At 43.6% G+C, this 20,081-nt stretch carries 18 protein-coding genes and 1 pseudogene; 5 read left to right on the forward strand and 14 right to left on the reverse strand.

Features of this window, described 5'->3' with window-relative positions:
* Nucleotides 1-148: 148 nt before the first annotated feature.
* Nucleotides 149-787, forward strand: coding sequence for a DUF4867 family protein (locus H8704_RS11890; protein ID WP_022463764.1), 639 nt, complete (start codon nucleotides 149-151; stop codon nucleotides 785-787).
* Nucleotides 788-800: 13 nt separating this feature from the next.
* Nucleotides 801-2,276 carry an RsmF rRNA methyltransferase first C-terminal domain-containing protein gene (locus H8704_RS11895; protein WP_249298396.1) on the forward strand — a complete coding sequence of 492 codons (1,476 nt, stop codon included), beginning with the start codon at nucleotides 801-803 and terminating at the stop codon, nucleotides 2,274-2,276.
* Here H8704_RS11895 and H8704_RS11900 read toward each other — a convergent pair.
* From H8704_RS11900 to H8704_RS11915, 4 genes are all read right to left on the reverse strand, one after another.
* Nucleotides 2,239-2,871, reverse strand: coding sequence for an HAD family hydrolase (locus H8704_RS11900; RefSeq protein ID WP_249298397.1), 633 nt, complete (start codon nucleotides 2,869-2,871; stop codon nucleotides 2,239-2,241). The genes H8704_RS11895 and H8704_RS11900 overlap by 38 nt on opposite strands.
* 68 nt (nucleotides 2,872-2,939) lie before the next feature.
* Entirely contained in the window at nucleotides 2,940-3,689 is a 750-nt protein-coding gene (locus H8704_RS11905) for a lytic transglycosylase domain-containing protein (protein ID WP_249298398.1), read from the reverse strand.
* Between the two features lie 15 nt (nucleotides 3,690-3,704).
* Nucleotides 3,705-4,034, reverse strand: coding sequence for a hypothetical protein (locus H8704_RS11910; RefSeq protein WP_249298399.1), 330 nt, complete (start codon nucleotides 4,032-4,034; stop codon nucleotides 3,705-3,707).
* 45 nt (nucleotides 4,035-4,079) lie between these two features.
* Nucleotides 4,080-5,255 carry a serine hydrolase domain-containing protein gene (locus H8704_RS11915; protein ID WP_249298400.1) on the reverse strand — a complete coding sequence of 392 codons (1,176 nt, stop codon included), beginning with the start codon at nucleotides 5,253-5,255 and terminating at the stop codon, nucleotides 4,080-4,082.
* Nucleotides 5,256-5,420: 165 nt separating this feature from the next.
* Here H8704_RS11915 and H8704_RS11920 point away from each other — a divergent pair, with 165 nt between their 5' ends.
* On the forward strand, nucleotides 5,421-5,843 hold the full coding sequence (locus H8704_RS11920; protein WP_118678472.1) for a putative ABC transporter permease: 423 nt from the start codon (nucleotides 5,421-5,423) through the stop codon (nucleotides 5,841-5,843).
* A gap of 28 nt (nucleotides 5,844-5,871) precedes the next feature.
* On the opposite strand, the gene H8704_RS11925 is transcribed toward H8704_RS11920, so the two are convergent.
* The 4 genes from H8704_RS11925 to fucO all read right to left on the reverse strand — a co-directional run bounded on the left by H8704_RS11925 (nucleotide 5,872) and on the right by fucO (nucleotide 10,843).
* Nucleotides 5,872-6,765 (reverse strand): cysteine peptidase family C39 domain-containing protein, encoded by an 894-nt coding sequence (locus tag H8704_RS11925; protein WP_249298401.1) that lies wholly within the window; start codon nucleotides 6,763-6,765, stop codon nucleotides 5,872-5,874.
* A 109-nt stretch (nucleotides 6,766-6,874) separates the two neighbouring features.
* Nucleotides 6,875-7,837, reverse strand: a complete 963-nt coding sequence (locus H8704_RS11930; protein WP_022463756.1) for a hypothetical protein — start codon at nucleotides 7,835-7,837, stop codon at nucleotides 6,875-6,877.
* A gap of 232 nt (nucleotides 7,838-8,069) precedes the next feature.
* Entirely contained in the window at nucleotides 8,070-9,458 is a 1,389-nt protein-coding gene (locus tag H8704_RS11935; protein ID WP_249298402.1) for a glycine--tRNA ligase, read from the reverse strand.
* A 236-nt stretch (nucleotides 9,459-9,694) separates the two neighbouring features.
* Nucleotides 9,695-10,843 carry a lactaldehyde reductase gene (gene fucO, locus H8704_RS11940; RefSeq protein WP_022463754.1) on the reverse strand — a complete coding sequence of 383 codons (1,149 nt, stop codon included), beginning with the start codon at nucleotides 10,841-10,843 and terminating at the stop codon, nucleotides 9,695-9,697.
* A 126-nt stretch (nucleotides 10,844-10,969) separates the two neighbouring features.
* Between fucO and H8704_RS14615 the strand changes: the two are divergent.
* A pseudogene (locus H8704_RS14615) lies at nucleotides 10,970-11,922 on the forward strand (IS91 family transposase); the annotation flags it as partial.
* A 169-nt stretch (nucleotides 11,923-12,091) separates the two neighbouring features.
* Here H8704_RS14615 and H8704_RS11950 read toward each other — a convergent pair.
* Nucleotides 12,092-12,811 (reverse strand): hypothetical protein, encoded by a 720-nt coding sequence (locus tag H8704_RS11950; protein WP_249298403.1) that lies wholly within the window; start codon nucleotides 12,809-12,811, stop codon nucleotides 12,092-12,094.
* A gap of 425 nt (nucleotides 12,812-13,236) precedes the next feature.
* On the opposite strand from H8704_RS11950, the gene H8704_RS11955 reads away from it, so the two are divergent.
* Nucleotides 13,237-14,643 (forward strand): hypothetical protein, encoded by a 1,407-nt coding sequence (locus H8704_RS11955; RefSeq protein ID WP_249298404.1) that lies wholly within the window; start codon nucleotides 13,237-13,239, stop codon nucleotides 14,641-14,643.
* Between the two features lie 103 nt (nucleotides 14,644-14,746).
* Here the strand turns inward: H8704_RS11955 and H8704_RS11960 are convergent, their stop codons facing one another.
* From H8704_RS11960 to H8704_RS11980, 5 genes are all read right to left on the reverse strand, one after another.
* Nucleotides 14,747-15,703 (reverse strand): Rpn family recombination-promoting nuclease/putative transposase, encoded by a 957-nt coding sequence (locus tag H8704_RS11960; RefSeq protein ID WP_249298405.1) that lies wholly within the window; start codon nucleotides 15,701-15,703, stop codon nucleotides 14,747-14,749.
* A 228-nt stretch (nucleotides 15,704-15,931) separates the two neighbouring features.
* Nucleotides 15,932-17,614 carry a nuclease-related domain-containing DEAD/DEAH box helicase gene (locus tag H8704_RS11965; protein ID WP_249298406.1) on the reverse strand — a complete coding sequence of 561 codons (1,683 nt, stop codon included), beginning with the start codon at nucleotides 17,612-17,614 and terminating at the stop codon, nucleotides 15,932-15,934.
* Nucleotides 17,615-17,660: 46 nt separating this feature from the next.
* A complete protein-coding gene (locus H8704_RS11970; protein WP_249298407.1) occupies nucleotides 17,661-17,816 on the reverse strand; it encodes a hypothetical protein in 156 nt (51 codons plus the stop codon).
* Nucleotides 17,817-17,942: 126 nt separating this feature from the next.
* A complete protein-coding gene (locus tag H8704_RS11975; RefSeq protein WP_249298408.1) occupies nucleotides 17,943-18,110 on the reverse strand; it encodes a hypothetical protein in 168 nt (55 codons plus the stop codon).
* 710 nt (nucleotides 18,111-18,820) lie between these two features.
* Nucleotides 18,821-20,081, reverse strand: a 1,261-nt coding sequence (locus H8704_RS11980; RefSeq protein WP_249298409.1) for a phenylacetate--CoA ligase family protein, incomplete at its 5' end; no start/stop codon positions are given.

Here is a 20,081-nt window from a genome sequence, read left to right on the forward strand (position 1 = left end):
TCTTTACATATTCTTTTATATTATATCTTTATCCCCTCCATATGGCAATAGCAAACTTCTCCCAGAAGCATTCCCTCTTCACAAAAAATATGGTACAATTATAAATATAACAAACGGCCTTTCAGGCACAGAAATGGAGGAATATTATATGAAGATCCAATCAGTATTTGATGATGCATTCCGTACATACGGACGAGTTGTAGATGGCTATGATTACAAACTGCTCCTGGAGCGTCTGGAGGCAGGTACACCGAAGCCTGCAGACAGCGTAGTTTATGTTCCGTCTGTTGCAGAACTTGAGGATACTCCTGCTTACGCACAGCTTCGCGATAACTGCTATGGCGGTATGCCAATCGAGATCGGTTACTGTAACGGTACCAATACCAAGCTCAACTGCTTTGAGTATCACAGAGACAGTGAGATCGACATTGCGGCAGATGATGCAATCCTTCTGGTGGCAAGACAGCAGGATATCGTTGATGGCAAGATTGACTCATCCAGGACAGAAGCTTTCCTTTGTCCAAAGGGAACCGGTGTTGAGCTTTACGCCACTACCCTTCACTACGCACCATGCAGTGCCAAAAAGGGCGAGGGCTTCCGTGTTGTGATCGTTCTTCCAAAGGGAACCAACGAGGATGCCCCTGAGATCACAGTGGCAAATGACAATGATAAATATCTCTGGGCAAGAAACAAATGGCTCATTGCCCATCCGGATTCTGCTGAGGCAGCTGACGGCGCACAGGTTGGTATTACAGGAGATAATATTGATATCATTGATCTGATCTAATAGGAGACTGACTATGCCAAAAATATTACCACCTGATTTTCTCCGGGAGAGACAACCACTTCTCGGATCAGAGTGGGAAGCTTTTCTACAGTCGTATGATACGCCGCGGGCCTACGGGCTCCGGCGTAATCCATTTCAGGACTGCAAGACACTTCCCTTTCCACTGGAACCTGTTCCATGGGCAGCGGACGGTTACTATTTCCGGCCGGGGGATCGTCCCGGCAGACATCCTCTTCATGAGGCCGGAGCTTATTATATCCAGGAGCCCAGTGCCATGTCCGTGGTAAGCCTGTTGGACCCACAGCCCGGAGAGCTGGTCTGTGATCTGTGTGCGGCTCCCGGCGGCAAAAGCACCCATATTGCCGCGCTTTTGCATGGGGACGGTCTGCTGGTCTCCAATGAGATTTTTCCAAACCGCGCCCGGATCCTCTCTCAAAATATCGAACGCATGGGAATTCCAAATGCTTTGGTGTGTAACGAATCCACCGAAAATATGGCATCTCATTTCCCTATGTTTTTTCACCGCATCGTTGTAGATGCTCCATGCTCCGGAGAAGGCATGTTCCGTAAGGATGATACTGCCATTCATGAATGGAGTCTTGATAATGTTGCCCTCTGCGCAGACCGTCAGAAAATGATCCTGGAGCATGCCGATCAGATGCTGCAGCCGGGCGGAGTCCTTGTCTACTCCACCTGTACCTTCGCACCGGAGGAGGACGAAGCAATGATCCAGTGGTTTCTGGAAACACATCCCGATTACACACTGACTGACTGGCATAAAACTTCTCTGGGCCGACAGGTAGCCGGTATTCCGGAATGTGCCGGATTGTCTGATGGGCTTGCAGGCATTTTTTCGGACGAGATTTCTTCTAAGGTGCTCCGCCTCTGGCCTCATAAGCTTCGTGGAGAAGGTCATTTTGCGGCACGTCTCCAAAAATCCGGTACACCGCTCCCGGTCTCTTTGCTTTGCGACGCTGCCGCAGGAACCAAAAATTCTTCCAAAGGCAAAAAGAAAAAAGGGAAACAAAACAAAAAAAAGCCTGAACTGACAGACTTTACCGAATTTAAAGATACTTATTTAAACACGTCATTCTCTCCATATCCTGCCCTTGCCGGCGGCAGAATGGAATTATTCGGGGACGAGCTTTATCTGATCCCGGCTCCAGTTCCGTCCCTCGCCGGTTTGAAGGTTCTGCGAACCGGGCTTCATCTTGGAACCCGCAAGAAAAACCGCTTTGAACCGGCTCATGCTCTGGCAAAGACTTTGGTTCCAACGGACGCACAGCAAAGTCTCGATTGCAGCTATGAGGATGCCTGCCGCTATCTCCAGGGGGAAACCATCTCATGTCCTGACACCTGGAAGGGGTGGACCCTGGTCTGCTATGAAGGCTGCACTCTCGGCTGGGGCAAGGCCCGGAATGGACTTCTTAAAAACCATTATCCAAAGGGACTCAGAATCCAGGGATGGAATGATCCTGAAAAGAAGTAATGACCGGGCATCCGCACGACTGCAGACTTTGCAGATCCTGATGGCCGCCACTCATTAAAATACAATCAATACCAAGGGCTTGAGACACATCAAAGTCGTGAACCGAATCACCGATCATGACTGTCTCTGCCTTTGGTATTTTATTTTGCTCAAAATACCCCACAGCCCGCTCTATCTTTCCTGCTGCCAGCAGATCGTCTGCTCCAAGCACTGCCTCAAAATAATCTGCCACTCCAAACAACTTCGCATAAAATTGAATGATCCTTGTGGCGGAAGAGGACAAAATAATCTGATGACATCCCTTCTGGCGGCAGTATTCCAATAATCCCTCTACCCCCTCATGCAGCCTGAGCTGATCCTTATGGTTCTCATAATAACTCTGAAAACGCTCGGTGATCCAGTTAAAATCCGTTGCCTTCATATCAAAAAACTGCTCATAAAAACGAAGAATAGGAGTATCCATTGCATTGCGATACTCCTCTAAGGTAATCTCCGGTCTGTGCTGCTCCCGGAGCATATCATTGACTGCGTCCAATGCAATACCTGCATCATCGACAATCGTTCCATTCCAGTCCCAGATTATATATTTTTTCATTGTCAATTCCCCTTAATACATTGTGTCAGCATATCCTCCGGCATATGTGTCTGTCCGCCGCCCTGCTCTCACACGGCTCCGGCTGTCTCATATGCCTTTTTGTAGCTCTGTACCTTATTAACATATGATTTGCAGTAAGAAGGTATGCCACCATATCGTTTTACCGCTCCACTGCCGGCATTGTAAGCAGCCAGTGCCATTCTCTCATCCCCGTTAAATTCTTTGAGCTTCTGGGAAATACACTTTGCTCCTCCCATAATGTTCTGGCCGGCATCATAGGGATCTGTCACACCAAGACTTTTCGCTGTGGCAGGCATCAGCTGCATCACTCCCATTGCCCCGGCACTGGAAACACTTTTGGCATTAAAATTGGATTCCGCTTTTGCAATCCCCTTGAGAAGGCTTTCGGAAACATTATACTTCTGCGCCGCCTTCCGGAACCACGAATCATACTTTGTCTTTTTCATGGAATCCGCTGTTGTCGTCCGGGATGCTGCTGATGCGCTCCCCGTCCGGGTCGTGTGCTCCGACGTGTCAGCTGCTGCCACATCCTCATAAGTAACAGCCTGTCCTGTCACCGGATCAGAAAAAACCACCTTATGGGTATCGGAACTGCTTTGACCGGTCTTCTCTGTCTCTGATGCCCCAGTATCCTTCTGCGTCTCTGTTTTCTGTGCAGATGTTCCTGTGCTGTCCTGAATCCCACTCTCTTTATTTTTCAGAACCTTTTCAAAGGAGGTCAGCGTTGTTTTGCGCTGCCTTCCATCGTTATACGTTCTGACCGGCTTTATATCCAGCCGTAATATATGATCTACCATTGCCGTTCTTCTCCTCTATTCCTTCTCCTGTTGAAACAACTCCTGCAACGTCATTTCCTTTTGTATGGATGCCAGATGTCTCTCCTCGATCACCGGCTTCATCGCCCCCGCATCACTGACGCTTGCCGTAACCGGCACACCCATGTCCGGTTGTTCCACCGGCTCTCCATTAAAAACTACCGGAACGGTCTCCCGTCCTGCCGCAGGCTGCACACTATGGTAATGAAGCTTTTGGTATACCGGATCTGAAACTCCCCGACAGACAGCCTCTGCCGGCTTCCTCTGCTCTGCTGTCCTCGTCCTGATCTGTGTCACGACTGCCTGTTTTCCCTGTATGATCTTCATGCCTGTAACCACGCCCTTCCAAAAGACAGATACCCGAAGCTATCCCTACAGCGCACTGTAAATAATATTGCGAAGCACCTGTACATCCCGGTAACCATTGCCACCGCATTTCTGGATCACATAGATGATCGCCAGATCCTCTGCCGGATCCATCGCTACATAAGAGCCAAGCCATCCATCCCAGCCAAACTCTCCCACAGAGCCCAGACCATAAGAAGCTGGTACATCCATCATCTGACGCATCAGATCACCATAACCATATCCCCGTAACGACTCCCAGTCATACATCTGAAGCTGCTGCGGTGTCAGATGATTTGTCGTCATATGCTCAATAGACTTGCGTCCCAGAATGCGGACACCGCGGTAACTGCCCCCATGCATCATCATCTGCACAAAACGGGAATAATCTTCAACTGTCGATACAAGACCTGCCCCACCGGACTCAAATGCCGGTTTCTTTTTGTGCATATAGGATAAGCCCAGATGCTGCCAGGTACATGGCTCTAATGTGCCGCTCTCCGGCTTATATTCATAATTCTCCATAAAGCGGTTCTGCTTGTCCTCCGGCACATAAAAGTCCGTGTCCACCATACCCAGCGGTTCAAATATCGTTTTCTTTAAGTATTCCCCATATGTCTTTCCGGTAACCACCTCAAGCACTGCTCCCAGCACATCAGCACAGAAGGAATATCTCCAGCCCTCTCCCGGCTCAAACTCCAGTGGCTGCTGACCGATCAGATTGGCCAGATCATATGTCGTGGTTGGCTTCCCTGCCTCCAGATCCGCATAATACTGGTCGATCATATTCTGCATATATGTACCGGCCGGAAAACTGGTATCCGGATAGGTCACTCCTGCTGTCATGTCTAACAGATTCTGGAGTGTTACCTTATGCTCAACCGGAACAAGCTTTCCGTCCTTGAGAACCTTCTGATCACGAAATCCCGGCAGATACATATCCACCGTATCACTCAGCGAGATCAGCCCTTTCTCTACTGCCGACATCACCGCTGCTGCCGTAACAGGCTTTGTCATAGAATAACAGCGAAAAATCGAATCCTTTGTCATCGGAATATCCCGTGCCACATCCGCCATACCAAACTGACGGAAATATACGGTATCCCCTTTATGGATCACACAGAGACTGGCCCCCTTGATCTCATCCCCATTAATTTTTGCCTGGATCACTTTATCTGCTTTATTTAATATATTGTAGTTCATTGTAATACCTCTGCTTCTTTTTATAAGCTGCTTTTATCCAAAAAGCATACCTTTATACAGTGTAACATATTCCAATCCCATTCTTCAATAGACAGGTATAAACAAAAACAAAAAATATCATACTAATTCTGTCAATCATTTACATTAGAAAGGTATGGTATTTATATGGCTCTTTCTTCTCTTCAGGCATATTCCATTATATTTTTTACCGGAGGATTTCTTTACTGCGGTATCGAAATCCTCTATCGCGGATATTCCCACATCTCGATGTTTTTTACAGCGGGGATCTGTTTTCTGCTGATCGGTTTCATTGAATCCCTCTTTCAGGGGCGTCTCTCCCTGTTGCTGCAAATGCTTCTGTGTGGAATCATGATCACCGGTATTGAATATCTGGTAGGAGTCCTGGTCAACCGCCAGCTCCATTTAAATGTATGGGATTATACCGGACATCCTTTTAATCTTCAAGGACAGATCTGCCTGTTGAACAGCTGCCTGTGGTTCCTTCTTTCCGGCCCTGCCATCCTGTTGTTTGATCTGATGCGTTACCTGCTGCTTGGGATTCCTCTGCCCCATTACCGTATCTTCTGATTTGCTGCCGTGCCCGTCTGTTACCGGATCAGCTTTTCACCTTCAGATACGAAGGGCGGTTCCATGTACCGTTAGCCTTCTTGTGATGCCAATGATCCTTTTGTTTATCATAGCCACTGACCACCAGATACTGCCAATTACTTGCTGTCTTTAAAGACCGGTATACCTTTTTCAAATGGATCCACCTCCGGTTATGATCCGGATCTCCGGAATCCGCCAGAAACACCTTGTCTGTTTTCTCCTGAAACTCAAAGATCGTCACATAGTGCCCCGGTGTGTTCTTCCAGTGTACGGTAGAATTTGCACTGGAAACCAGCACAATGGCACATTTCGACTTACGGATATTATCCCGGAACTCCTGATATGTTTCCTGCTTCCGCTCCACATGGCAATGCAGCCCCAGCGAAGTCAATCCCCTGCAGATATATCCCCAGTCAATCGCCATGCCGCCTCCATACCCCGTCTGCTTCTTAACATATCGGTACATGTCCACCGGAGAACACTGGTATGGTGTCAGGGAAGAATAAATATTGGCCATACAGCACAAGCCACAGCCAAACCCGCCAAAAGATCCCCCGTCCATATAGCTCTCTCCCCACTCTCCTGACCAGTCAATCCCCTGATTCCACGACTTCGGTCCCTGCAGATAAGTATAGATCTGCAATGTTTTGTCCACCGGCTTTCGTGTCGGCTCTGTCGTAGGTTCTGCCGTTTTCTCTGTCTCCGGCCGCTTTTTTTCTGCCGGGTCAAAGGTTCTCTCGGATACCTGTGCCTTCCGCTCCTTTTCTTTGGAAAACCTTCTTGTATCGCTCCATATAGAAGAAACCACGAAAGAAATACATACAAATACCATGCAGGCTCCCATAACCGTCCAGCGTACTTTTCTCCGCCCCCAGCGTTTCTTTCTCCTTGGCTTTTCCATTTCATTTTCCTCCGTATGATATTATAAATATTTTCCTATACGCTAAGAAAAAAAGGTGCCACACTGTCACCAGTGCGACACCCTTAAGCTTCATCACAAAAGAATGTAATTATTTAACTCTTACATTAACGGCTGCTTTCTTCTTACCAACCTTAACAGTCAGTTTTGCTCTTCCAGCCTTCTTAGCCTTTACCGTGATAACAACTTTCCCCTTCTTAGCTACTGCGGACTTAACCTTAACAACTTTCTTGTTAGAAGATGTAACCTTAACAGCATCTGTTGTAGCCTTCTTGTTGTTCTTAGCCTTAACAGTCACTTTAATCTTCTTTGTCTTATTCTTCTTGATCACAACAGTAGATTTCTTTGCAGTAACCTTCTTTGCAGGATTCTTAACAACTACCTTAAGAACTGCCTTCTTAGAACCAGACTTAAGAGTTACCTTTGTAGATGTGCCGGCCTTAGCGGTCCGAGGTACAGAAACCTTAACTTTCTTTTTACCCTTTATAAGAGTAGCCTTGGCAATCTTCTTATTGGCAGATGACACAGTAACCTTCTTTGCAGCGTCTGCTGTAGCTACCTTCTTAACGGTGTAAGCAACCTTTGTGCTCTTACCCGCAGCTACTACAACTTTATTCTTCTTGAACTTAAGAGACTTTGTAGCCTTTGTCTTAGCTGCGCCCTTAATTGTTACAAGAACTTTAGCAACCTCTTTATTAGCAGATAATACGCTAACTGCTGCATCTGTACATGCTACAGCGGCCTTAGTAGCTGTAACTGTAACCTTGATCGCATCTCCTGAAACTACAACTGCGGAAGCAGAAGCAATACTTGTAGCAAGCTTTGCATCATACTTGCAGGCAAGTGCACCCTTTGTAGAAACAGCAACACCTGTTACTGTTGTGGAAGCATTAACTGCCTTATCCTTTGCTGCAGCGATTGAAAGCTTTGCTGTAGGAACAGCGGCTGCCTTCTTGGCATTAGAAGCATCTGCTACATTTGCAGAAAATACACTTGTAAGTGCAAGTGCTCCAGCCAGAGCCAATGAAAGTACTTTCTTCATAGAAGTCTTCATGATTATTCCCCCTTATAATAATGGATTTCTTGTTACAGACGGAATTCTAGCATGGCATCTGACACAATTCAACCGTCACAATATACAAAAGATTATTAAGTTTTTATTACATATCCGTCACTTTCTCCAAAACTAAAAAAAAGATGGTGATTTTGTCGAACAAACAAAATCACCATCTCTTTTCCTTGTCATATGTGCTCATTTTCATAACACGTTTTTGCCACATTTCATATTAAAAAGTAAATTTTCCCTCAAAATATTTTGGCAGATCCTCGATCTTAATGCGCTCCTGCTCCATGGTATCACGGTCACGGACTGTCACTGCACCGTCCTCCTCCGAGTCAAAATCGTATGTGATACAATATGGAGTACCGATCTCATCCTGACGACGATAACGCTTTCCAATATTTCCTCTGTCATCATACTCACAATTGTATGTTTTGGACAATGTCTCATAAATCTTTTCAGCCTGCTCACCCAGCTTCTTGGATAATGGAAGCACACCGATCTTTACCGGAGCAATTGCCGGATGGAAATGCATTACGGTACGGACATCTCCACCTTCCAGCTCCTCTTCATCGTATGCGCTGCAAAGGAATGCGAGCGTCACACGATCAGCTCCAAGAGATGGCTCGATTACATAAGGAATATATTTTTCATTCTTCGTATCATCAAAGTAACTCATATCCTCACCGGAGGTCTCTGCGTGACGGCTCAGATCGTAATTGGTACGATCAGCGATACCCCAGAGTTCACCCCAGCCAAACGGGAACAGGAACTCAATATCAGAAGTTGCTTTACTATAGAAAGAAAGCTCCTCCTTATCATGATCACGAACACGCATCTCATCTGGCTTAATTCCCAGAGTCTGCAGCCAGTTAATACAGAAATCTTTCCAGTATGCAAACCACTCCAGATCTGTATCCGGCTCACAGAAGAACTCCAGCTCCATCTGCTCAAACTCGCGTGTACGGAATGTAAAGTTACCCGGTGTGATCTCATTACGGAATGACTTACCAACCTGGCCAATACCAAATGGAATTTTCTTTCTGGATGTTCTCTGTACATTTTTGAAATTGACAAAAATACCCTGTGCTGTCTCCGGACGGAGATAAACGGTATTTTTGGCATCCTCGGTAACACCCTGGAATGTCTTGAACATCAGGTTGAACTGACGGATATCGGTAAAGTTATGCTTGCCACAGGTTGGACATGGCACGCTGTGCTCTGAAATGAAGGCCTGCATTTTCTCATTGCTCCATCCATCTACACTGCCATCCAACGCAATACTGTTCTCCTCAGCAAACTTCTCGATCAGCTGGTCTGCGCGGAAACGCTCGTGACACTCCTTACAATCCATCAACGGATCAGAAAAGCTTCCAAGATGACCGGATGCAACCCATGTCTGTGGATTCATCAGAATCGCACAATCAATACCAACGTTATATTTATTCTCACGAATAAACTTCTGCCACCATGCCTGCTTTACGTTATTCTTAAGCTCTACACCGAGATTACCATAATCCCATGTATTGGCGAGTCCACCATAAATTTCTGATCCAGGGTAGATAAAACCTCTCGCCTTTGCCAATGCCTGAATCTTCTCCATTGTTTTTTCCATGATTGTCCTCCATTCCATAGGTAAATTCTACTAAACTGTTTCTAAATATACCATTATCTTCCCGATAATGCAAGTACAGCCCCGGAATAACCCCCATTGTTTTTGGGACATTCCGACAAAAAACGTGTCCGCATTATCTCCCGGTAATCGTAAGATAACACAGACACGTTTTATTCGTTTTTACTATATATGCTTTAATAAATCCGATCACCGATCAGAACGTATCACCTGCCATATTAGATCAGGCTCTCATACAATGCAGTGATATCCTCAACAGATGTCTCCTTCGGATTACCCGGACGGCATGCATCATCATATGCAGACTGTGCAAGGAATGGAATATCCTCCTTCTTGACAATCTCCTTGAGATCTGCCGGAATACCAACATCCTGAGACAGCTTACGAACAGCATCTACAGCGGCCTTACGGTACTCCTCCTGAGACATACTCTCTGTTCCCTCAACGCCCATTGCCTGTGCAATGTACTTATACTTGTCCCCTGTTGCCTCTGCGTTATATTCCATAACTGTTGGCAGAATGATCGCATTTGCCACACCATGGGGAGTATCATAAAGTGCTCCCAGTGGGTGAGCCATAGAATGAACGATACCAAGACCTACATTAGAGAAGCCCATACCGGCAACATACTGTCCCAGTGCCATACCCTCTCTGCCTTCCGGTGTGTTATCAACAGCACCTCTTAATGAGCGGGAAATGATCTCGATTGCCTTCAGATGGAACATATCAGAAAGCTCCCATGCGCCTGCTGTAATGTAACCCTCGATCGCATGTGTCAGAGCGTCCATACCTGTCGCTGCGGTCAGTCCCTTTGGCATACTGGACATCATCTCCGGATCAATAAATGCAACAACCGGAATATCATGCGGATCCACACATACCATCTTGCGGTTCTTCTCTACATCTGTAATAACGTAATTGATCGTAACCTCTGCAGCGGTACCTGCTGTCGTCGGTACAGCAAAAATCGGCATACTCTTGTGTTTGGTATCGGCAACGCCCTCCAGACTACGCACATCTGCAAAGTCCGGATTCTCCATAATAATACCAACGCCCTTAGCGGTATCCATAGAAGAACCTCCACCGATCGCAATAATGTAATCAGCGCCTGCTGCCTTACATGCTGCTACACCTGTCTGAACATTTTCAATCGTTGGGTTTGGCTTAATATTCGAATATAACTCATAATCAAGACCGGCTCCCTCCAATACATCCAGAACCTTCTGTGTGACACCAAACTTCACCAGATCCGGATCAGAACATACAAAGGCCTTTTTAAATGCACGTCCCTTTGCCTCATCTGCAATGCTCTTGATCGCTCCTGCTCCGTGATAAGATGTCTCATTCAATACAAATCTGTTTACCATAATACTACTCTCCCTTTCTTTATAAAAATATAACGGTGATTTTCATAGCTATATTATAGTAAATTTTCACAAAAAATGAAAGTGTTTTCTGAAATTTTCACAAAATTTGCACATATTTTATAAAATCATCCTCGTCATTCCGTTATGGAAAATATCAATCGGATGATCCATTGTGGCGCCCCCTCCTTCGGCGGTGCCATGTATGGCTGTTCTAACTGCGGACATCTTAAATTTGCTCCTTTTCGATGCAAAAGCCGTTTTTGTCCAACCTGCGGCAACAAATACTCCATCGACCGCACCACTTCTATGTCCTTTAAGATCATTCATGTCAAGCACAGACACTGTGTTTTCACGATCGCCGAAAAACTGCGTCCTTTCTTTCTGAAAGACCGTTCTCTTCTAAACTGCTTGTTCTCTGCCGTCAAAAGTGTTATCTTACGCATGTTTCACAAGCAAAACAAATCAGAGCTCTTTACCCCGGGCTTTATTTTAGTTCTTCACACTTTTGGTCGTGATCTCAAATGGAATCCCCACATCCACTGCCTTCTCTCCGAAGGCGGTTTAGACAAAAGCGGACTTTGGCGTAACGTAAACCATTGTAACTATGTTTTCATGCGCAATTCCTTCCAAACTACTCTCTTAAAGGAACTTAAGAAAAAACTCCTGTTTCTTTTAATAAAACGGTTTCTCAGATCTACAAACATCACAATAACGGTTTTTATGTTTATGCAAAACCTAACCGCTGCAATCCTTCCAAAGTCATCAAATACATCGGACGCTATCTTGACCGCCCTGTCATCGCCACTTCCCGTATCGATGATTACGATCCTGCCAATGATACTGTAACCTTCCACTACAACCGGCACGAGGACGATAAATATGTTCAGGAAACGATCCCTTCCCTGGATTTTATCAACCGGCTCGTTCAGCATATTCCCGAGAAGCACTTTAAGCAGATCCGATATTACGGCCTGTATGCCAGAAAAAACATTGCTCATTACAAATTCAACTTTGCCATCCATCCTTCCAAACGGAAGTTTTATCTTTCCATGAACCGATGGCGTAACTTTTTATCTCTTCTAAGCAATCTCATCTATTTTTATGCCCATCTTTTGGTGGGCATTTTTTTCTTATCTGTAATCATCCTTTTTTTCGCTTTATAGGAAACGACAAGTTTCCTATAAAGCAAAAAAGTGCATCCTGTTTCTCCAGAATACACTTGCTTGTCTTGTTCGTATAATTTAACTCTTAAAAAACCCCTGATGGAGGTATTGAAGGTGGATTTCTCCGATAATATTCTCTTAGAAAAGAGCTAAATACCGGAATCTTTGACAGCAAATCAAAGCCTCTAAGCGCTTCAAAGGTCCAGCAAAAAACAAGTAAAAAAATAATAATATATATTATATTCCATGTGTTCCATTTTTTATCGAAACATCCTACTTTTTTTTGCCAAATTTTTATTCTAAAAAATTGTATGCAATATAGAACAAAAAACATAAAAGCTGGTGCTAAAATAATTGCTAAATTCTGACAATATATATAACCTCTATTACGCCACTGTCTTTCAGACAACTTTTCATAAAACAACATAGATACGTAAGACCTCGGTGTATCTATAGGTAACAATAAATCATCAGTAAATCCAAGCCATAAAACAGCGTAAACAGCCAGTCCAGCGATTTGACATATCTGGGCACAATATCTCCATTTATTTTTCAGCCTACCTTCTGTTATACTATTACAATAGTGTTTTTCCTCAAATACCATATACCCGGCAATAAAACAATTCATAAAAAAGAAACAGTCTGCTAAATGATCTGCTATTTTCTGCGGGTAATGCATATATCTATGTGCATCCCACCAAGTATAAGGTATTCTCGTTCTTATTACAAATTGATAAATAATTCGTAATATAACATTTAAGATCAAAAAGCTAAATATCACTATTTTACCTGTTTTTCTTTGCATCTTCCTCCCCCTTTAATTAACTCCGCTTTTGAAAAGAACAATATCATATATAATGTTTTTCTCATCCAAACATTTTTCAACTATTTCTTTAATGTGTTCTCTGTAGTATTTTTCATCATCACAAATTGCTATTTTCAGTTCTATACTGGTTCACCTCACATTTTGCTTATTTCCGCTCATGCCCTTTCTATTATACTATTTTTAATGAATTTATGCGAGTTTTTTTATTATATATTCTGTCCCAGTATTATATCATGAATTCGCAACGCGAGGGAGCTTGCTCAGTCCGCTTATCATCAAAATTTCATTTTAGAATAAAAATTTTTTTTACCCTGCTATTTTATATTGACACTTTCTGTCATTTTCAAGTCCTATGATACATCTATCAAACAAACAACGAACCATAGCGAAAGGAGAGAACGTATATGATGAATCAATTATTAAGTTCTGTTTCAAAAGCAAATATCAAAAATCCTGAAAATGTAACACTGACACTTCAAGGGACAACAATCCATTCCATGAAAGAGCTCCGGGAACATTTCAACCGCGACGAGATCCTGGCAACTTTTACTGATGACCACCTGCTTCTGTGGCTTCAGCAGCACTATTATGAAACAGAGGCGGAACAGCTTTGCATGATCGGCTCCGGTGACAATAACTGTTTCCGTAAAATCTGCCGTGTTTTCGGGGTTAATCATATGGATTACATCTCTTTATCAGAGGAAGAGAAAAAGCAGCAGAAGCAAAAAGAAGAAACCGTAAAAAAAGTAATTTCCGACACCAAAGCGGATGAAAATCTCTTAAAAGAACTAGCCCTCATTGCCACCGATCAGGAAGAGCTTGCCCATCTGATCGACGCCGATGAACCAAAGATCTATCTTTGCAATGAAAGCTTCTCCATTCCTATTTCCAAGCCCGGTATTGAATATATTGGTATCGGCGATGTTTCCATTGAGAATCCTTTCACACCGGAGCAGTACCGCAAAGCAGGGATTACCATGACAAATATCTCCCTTCCGGTCACAGAGAATCCGGAAACAGCCGATGCCGCCCGTGTAGCTGCCGCCGCAAACGGGTATGACAGTTTCCACGAATCCCATTCTGCTCTGGCAACCCTGTTTCATAACCGGTTGAAAACATACCGGATATATGAGCATTATCATCTTTCCTTTGACTCGTCTGTTATGGGAACCTTTTTTGACAGCCGTTCCGAATGTACTGCTGCCAAAAAAGCTGCTCTGGAAAAAGCCTACAACGAAGCCCGCCGTTATATCTCTCCCGGAGATTCAAAATGTATCGCAAAAGCTGCAACCGAACATTACAGCAAGCAGATCCATGATGTATTTACTCCGGAGGTATTGGAAAAACTCCAGAACCTCTGTGAAATCCGCAAGAAAACTTCGCTCTTTCAAAAGCTGCAGGAGAAGATCAAACAAAGTAAAAAAGCACTCTCCTCTTTATTTGAAGCAGAGCTGCACGAAAATGCCGATTTCTATGCAATGTATCAATTTGATTACTTTATGGATCAGGTTGAAATGGAAGAACACGATAACCGGATTTCTGACGGAGGACTCCTGCGTGCCCTCGAAGCTCTGGCAGGTGGCAGTATCCAATACACGATCACCGATATTCACTCTGCCATCTCAGAAATGGAGGATGATATCAATGATCACGCAAATACCTTCTTTAATACCGCACAGTCAGAATATCAATACTACTGTCAGGAAATCGAAGAGCTTATTCAGGAAATCGGCAACGATTTCAGCAAGCGGAAAGAAGACGAATCCGTATCTGGTTATCTGCAGCGCCTGTGCAGGGAAGCGATCCGATAGAATGGACCCAAAGGATACGATCACCTGGTTTCTATCATCCGCCATCATATGATGTTGGGGGCAAAAAGTATTTTGCCCCCAACTGATGCCACAGATTGCTAGATCAGTTTTTTCCTGATTTCATCTCACGCTCAAATGCCTCACAGGATAATCCTGCCTCAGATGCAGCATCTGCTACGCTGAGAAGTCCCTTCCTGACTAACTGTACCAACATGTCCCTCTGTCCCAGTTCCCTGCCTTTCTGTTCCCTCGTCTTCATCATATCCTCTACTGCCTGACACACATTGACCACCTCCGTTTTCTCATCGATTGCAAAATCTGTATGGGTTATTGTCTCTATTACCCGGGCGGCTTCTACCTCCAGCTTCTTGAGGCGTTCATCCTCCTCCAGAAGCCTTGCCAGCCCCTTCTCATCCTTCGAATACTTTATATAGTTTAACACTTCCCGCAGGCTTGATGCAAACTTTTTGAAGTCATTCTGGGATATTCTGCCGGGATCCAGCATATGCACCCGATAATCCTGTGCATATCTCCGTATTGTGTCATCCTGCACTGCCAACATTTCATGCAACGATGTAGGTCCATCCCATGGATCTGCTCCAAAATGTACCACCAGCGTAATCACCGGCTGCAGTCTGTCCTCTCTCGTAAAACCGGACAGAAACTCGGCACTGCTCATAGTTCCCTTATTTGAATTATTTCTATGATCAGAAGCTATTCGTGATACCTGCTCGGCATACTGCATCGCATCATAAACCATATTTTTTACCGGCATAGCATAATGAATATCTGTTTGGTTCTCTACTCCCAAAAGAATGTAAGCAGCCTTCGCTCCACTCATAACCGTAACATATTTCAAAATATCCCGATACTTCTGCACGCCCGTCCCCCTCTTTGGGGCTCCGCCACCAAAAATATACATCATTTCTGCCGTATCCAGTTCCTTAAGCTCTGACGGTTTGATCACCTGTCTGCCATCATACAACAAAAAATTAAATGCATCTGCAAATACATGTGGCTCTCTCATATATTCTTTCGTAACAATATCTGCCTGTCCCATACCAATTTTCTCCTGTTATTCTGTGATTTTCGACAGTATAACAGGAGGGTAACGGGTTCGCAATATGAATTAGGTAAATGCCGCTTTGTACTAGGCAGATTACCGAAATTGCAGTGTAGAAAACGGCAATAGATCATTTTTTCCTAGTATCCCTCTGATCCGGTTCCCTGCCTTTTTCCCTCGCCTTCATCATATCCTCTACCGTCTATCCAATTCCTTTTATTGCACTTATTCCACCTGATGCTCCTCCCAAAAATCTTTCGTCCCAACAATATATAACAGCGTCCGGGCCCTCGTCCCGGCAAGATATATATACTGCGAAAACGTCTCACGCCGCAAAGCCTCTACATCACAAAGGATCACAACCTTCGCATCCAGCCCTTTAAAGCCCTGTATCGTTGCAAAGACAGGCACGGACGGGTCCGGTTTAAAATCATCCCGCAATTCATTTACTGTAAGCTTTAATGTTGCCAGTTTCGAATTTTGGTACTTTTTGGGCGACAAAAATGTAATGTCTCCGGGAGATACTTTTCCTTCTCTTAAAGTTTTCATTATCTCCTTAATCTTCCCACCAAAATCCTTTTCATCCTCATAGGAAATCTTTCCTACCTCTTCCCCATTTTCCCGCATAAATTCCGCAAACGTCACACCACTTGCCTTTGCACTGTATGTGCCGATCTGCACCGTATTTCTGCAATTTACAAATAAACGGAACTTTGTATGGGAATAGGACCGGAGAATATCCATTCCGTCCTGATATTCCGGATTGTAAATATTCTGCTTCTCATCATAAAACACGGCCCATTTCCCGTGATCCAGCCCGCCTTTCAGCAGACAGTCCAGAGAATACAAATATAACGGCTTTAAAATATCCTGTCCTTCATCCATGATCAACAGATCATACTGCATATCAGCCGCATCTGGATCTGTAGACTGTTTCTCACTGATATAATCATAAAATCTCTCCGGTAAAATCTGGGCAAAATACTTTTGGGGATCCTTTTGCAGCTCCTCCACATCCACCGGGACATATTCACCAAAAAGAGCATGAATGTTTACTACCTTTAACTGATCTGTCTCCGGCAGCGAACGCATTACATGATGTGCAAGATTTTTATTGTAAGTAAGGTAGAGAACTCTGGCCCCCTGCTCCAGCTGACGTCTCGCAAACTCTGCAGCCAGAAGAGTTTTGCCGGTGCCCGCTCCGCCTTCTACAATCAGATGATCATTCATCCCCAATGCCTCCATCAGCTGTGCCTGCTCTGCCGTCAAGCGAACCAGCTTCTGCTCTACCTGCTCCAAACGATCATTCAGGGAAGGAATAAAACAAAAGTCTGCCCGCAAAAACCGGACAACCTCACGGATATCCGACGGGGATAATTTGCTCGGCTCCCGGTGCTGTCTCTGCTGCCAGTAGTCAAACACCCGATTCATATACTCAGAAATATCCTCCGTCGTGCGGTCATAAATAATCTCCGGGATGATCTCCTGGGAATCAGAATGAAATGTAATGTCCGGAAATACCACACCGCTGGCCATCAGAATGTTTTTCATATGAGGATTTCCTTCAAAACGCTTTTTCAGGATATCACGCAGACTGAACATATTGCCTGTCACCTGCGCAAAAGGTCCCTCCGGCTTCACCCGTTCCGTCCCATACCGATCAATAAAGGTCCATTGTCCGTCACGACATTCCACGCGTCCCCCCTTAATCTCCAGACAGGCAACGCCCCGCTCACAAACTACCGCAAAATCAATCTCTCCGTAAATCTTAGACCGATGTCTGGGAAGCCCCAAAGAATGAAGCACACAGGCATTCTTTAAATTCAACTCCTGCAATACATCATACATTTTCCGTTCTGCATTGCTCTTGATCTCCTCACCCATATACGGGGGAATAAATGTAACCATTGACCAGTTCCTCCTGATGTAAAATACTAAAAATAATACAAAGCCCTTAAGACTTTTGCGACTTCATTTGCTGCTCAAATACCTCACTGGACAGTCCTGCCTCAGATGCAGCGTCTGCTACGCTGAGAAGTCCCTTCCGGACTAACTGTACCAACATATCCCCCTGTCCCAGTTCCCTGCCTTTCTGTTCCCTCGTCTTCATCATATCCTCTACTGCCTGGCAAACATTGACCACCTCTGTTTTCTCATCGATTGCAAAATCTGTATGGGTTATTGTCTCTATTACACGGACTGCTCCCGTCTCCAGTGTCTTGAGGCGTTCATCCTCCTACAGAAGCCTTGCCAGCCCTTTCTCATCCTTCGAATACTTTATATATTTTAACACTTCCCACAAGCTTGATGCAAACTTTTTGAAGTCATTCTGGGATATTCTGCTGGAATCCAGCAAATGTACCCGGTAATCCTGTGCATATCTCAGTATTGTATCATTCCGCACAGAAAACATTTCATGCAAAGACAGAGGGCCGTCCTATGGGGTTGCTCCAAAATGTACCACCAGAGTAATCACTGGCTACAGCTTATCTCCTCTCGTGAATCCGGACTAAAACTCAGCACTGCTCATTGTTTCATATCCCGATTCTTCCAAATGAACAGCAGATATTTTTGATACCTGTCCAACATACTGCAATGCATCATAGATCATATTTTTACCAACATAGCATAATGAATATCTGTTTGATTCTCCATTCCAAATATGATATAGGATGCTTCCATTTCTCTCATAGCCGTCATGTATTTCAAAACATCCCTATATTTCTGTACACCTTTTACCTTCTTGGAAATATTGCTGCCAAAAACATACATCAATTATGCCGTATCCAACTCCTTCAGCTCCGACGGTTTGATCACATGTCTGCCATCATACGGTAAAAAATTAAATGCATCTGCAAATACATGAGGTTCTCTCGTATATTCCTTTGTAACAATGTCTGCTTTCCTGTTATGCTGTAATTTTCGACAGTATAACAGGAAGATAACGGGTTCGCAATATGAATTAGATAAATGCCGTTTTGTACTAGGCAAATTACGGAAATTGTCATGTAGAAAACAGCATTTTTCGCATATTATCAATATATAATACATATCATATATATCGAATTCTCAGCACTCCTACAATGTTTCAACTTATTTCTTTTTAAACACATATTAATATAACTTTCTATGGTCAATTACTCTTTGAGACTTTCCTTCACTTCGTTTAATTACTCCAATATCAACAAATACCACTGTCCCTCTAATTCCTAACGTCGATCTCAGTTCATTCTCTAACTTAATAATCTCTCTTTTTTTTATTTCTTCATCTCGTATCTTTTTATCATTTTCCACCTTTATAACCAAAGAATCCTGACAATTTGTACGATCAACTTCCAATAAATAATTTGACGAGTATCCATTTTCTAACAAAACAGCTTCCACTTGAGTAGGCCAAACATTTACTCCTTTAATTATAATCATATCATCGCTTCTCCCTATGGGTTTGCTCATTTTTATATGTGTTCTGCCACACAAACACTTTTTTCTCGATATCTTGCATAAATCCCTCGTTCTATATCTTATCAAAGGAAATGCTTGTTTTGTTAAACTCGTCAACACTAACTCCCCTAATGCCCCCTCTGGCAACACATGTCCATCTATCGGATCAACAACCTCTGCATAAAAATGGTCCTCTTGAATATGCATTCCATCTTTCTGAATACACTCAAAAGCTACACCCGGTCCCATTATTTCAGTTAATCCATATATATCATACGCATTTATCCTTAATTTTTTTTCAAGTTCTCTTCTCATCTCATTAGTCCATGGTTCTGCACCAAATATTCCAGTTTTTAGAGAAAGTTTATCCAATAAATCATTTTTTTCTATATATTCACCTAAATTTGCTGCATAAGATGGCGTACAGCATAATATTGTCGTATTTAAATCTGTCATAAATTGAATTTGCCTTTTAGTATTTCCTATTGACATTGGTAATGTCAAACATCCTACCTTTTGCGCCCCTCCATTCATTCCTGCACCACCAGTAAATAAGCCATATCCAAAGCTCACTTGACAAACATCTTGACTATCTCCCCCAGCTGCAACTATCGCTCTCGCACAGCATTCTTCCCATATTTCTATATCATTTTTAGTGTAATATGCAATGACACGTTTTCCTGTCGTACCACTTGTAGATTGAATTCTCACACACTCAGATTTAGGCACTGCCAATAATTTATCTGGATATGCTTTTTTCAAGTCATCCTTTGTCATAAATGGTAATTTATATATATCTCCTATCCCCTTAATTTCTTCTAAATCTATACCTAAATTTCGTAACTTTTTTTGGTAATATGGCACATTTATATACATTCGTTTAACCAATCGAACCAATAATTTACTCTGAAGTTTTTTTATATCTTCAACATTC

The sequence above is a fragment of the Jutongia huaianensis genome (assembly GCF_014384985.1).
In the GTDB taxonomy this organism is placed as follows: Bacteria; Bacillota; Clostridia; order Lachnospirales; family Lachnospiraceae; genus Jutongia; species Jutongia huaianensis.

What these genes read in the sequence shown, in the direction of transcription:
- H8704_RS11965 (WP_249298406.1), bottom strand. Translation starts at nt 17,614, where the DNA reads ATGGTTACATTTATTCCCCCGTATATGGGTGAGGAGATCAAGAGCAAT.
- H8704_RS11935 (WP_249298402.1), bottom strand. Translation starts at nt 9,458, where the DNA reads ATGGAAAAAACAATGGAGAAGATTCAGGCATTGGCAAAGGCGAGAGGT.
- H8704_RS11960 (WP_249298405.1), bottom strand. Translation starts at nt 15,703, where the DNA reads ATGGGACAGGCAGATATTGTTACGAAAGAATATATGAGAGAGCCACAT.
- H8704_RS11900 (WP_249298397.1), bottom strand. Translation starts at nt 2,871, where the DNA reads ATGAAAAAATATATAATCTGGGACTGGAATGGAACGATTGTCGATGAT.
- H8704_RS11910 (WP_249298399.1), bottom strand. Translation starts at nt 4,034, where the DNA reads ATGAAGATCATACAGGGAAAACAGGCAGTCGTGACACAGATCAGGACG.
- H8704_RS11890 (WP_022463764.1), top strand. Translation starts at nt 149, where the DNA reads ATGAAGATCCAATCAGTATTTGATGATGCATTCCGTACATACGGACGA.
- H8704_RS11955 (WP_249298404.1), top strand. Translation starts at nt 13,237, where the DNA reads ATGATGAATCAATTATTAAGTTCTGTTTCAAAAGCAAATATCAAAAAT.
- H8704_RS11905 (WP_249298398.1), bottom strand. Translation starts at nt 3,689, where the DNA reads ATGGTAGATCATATATTACGGCTGGATATAAAGCCGGTCAGAACGTAT.
- H8704_RS11950 (WP_249298403.1), bottom strand. Translation starts at nt 12,811, where the DNA reads ATGCAAAGAAAAACAGGTAAAATAGTGATATTTAGCTTTTTGATCTTA.
- H8704_RS11970 (WP_249298407.1), bottom strand. Translation starts at nt 17,816, where the DNA reads ATGAAGACGAGGGAACAGAAAGGCAGGGAACTGGGACAGGGGGATATG.
- H8704_RS11930 (WP_022463756.1), bottom strand. Translation starts at nt 7,837, where the DNA reads ATGAAGACTTCTATGAAGAAAGTACTTTCATTGGCTCTGGCTGGAGCA.
- fucO (WP_022463754.1), bottom strand. Translation starts at nt 10,843, where the DNA reads ATGGTAAACAGATTTGTATTGAATGAGACATCTTATCACGGAGCAGGA.
- H8704_RS11895 (WP_249298396.1), top strand. Translation starts at nt 801, where the DNA reads ATGCCAAAAATATTACCACCTGATTTTCTCCGGGAGAGACAACCACTT.
- H8704_RS11925 (WP_249298401.1), bottom strand. Translation starts at nt 6,765, where the DNA reads ATGGAAAAGCCAAGGAGAAAGAAACGCTGGGGGCGGAGAAAAGTACGC.
- H8704_RS11920 (WP_118678472.1), top strand. Translation starts at nt 5,421, where the DNA reads ATGGCTCTTTCTTCTCTTCAGGCATATTCCATTATATTTTTTACCGGA.
- H8704_RS11915 (WP_249298400.1), bottom strand. Translation starts at nt 5,255, where the DNA reads ATGAACTACAATATATTAAATAAAGCAGATAAAGTGATCCAGGCAAAA.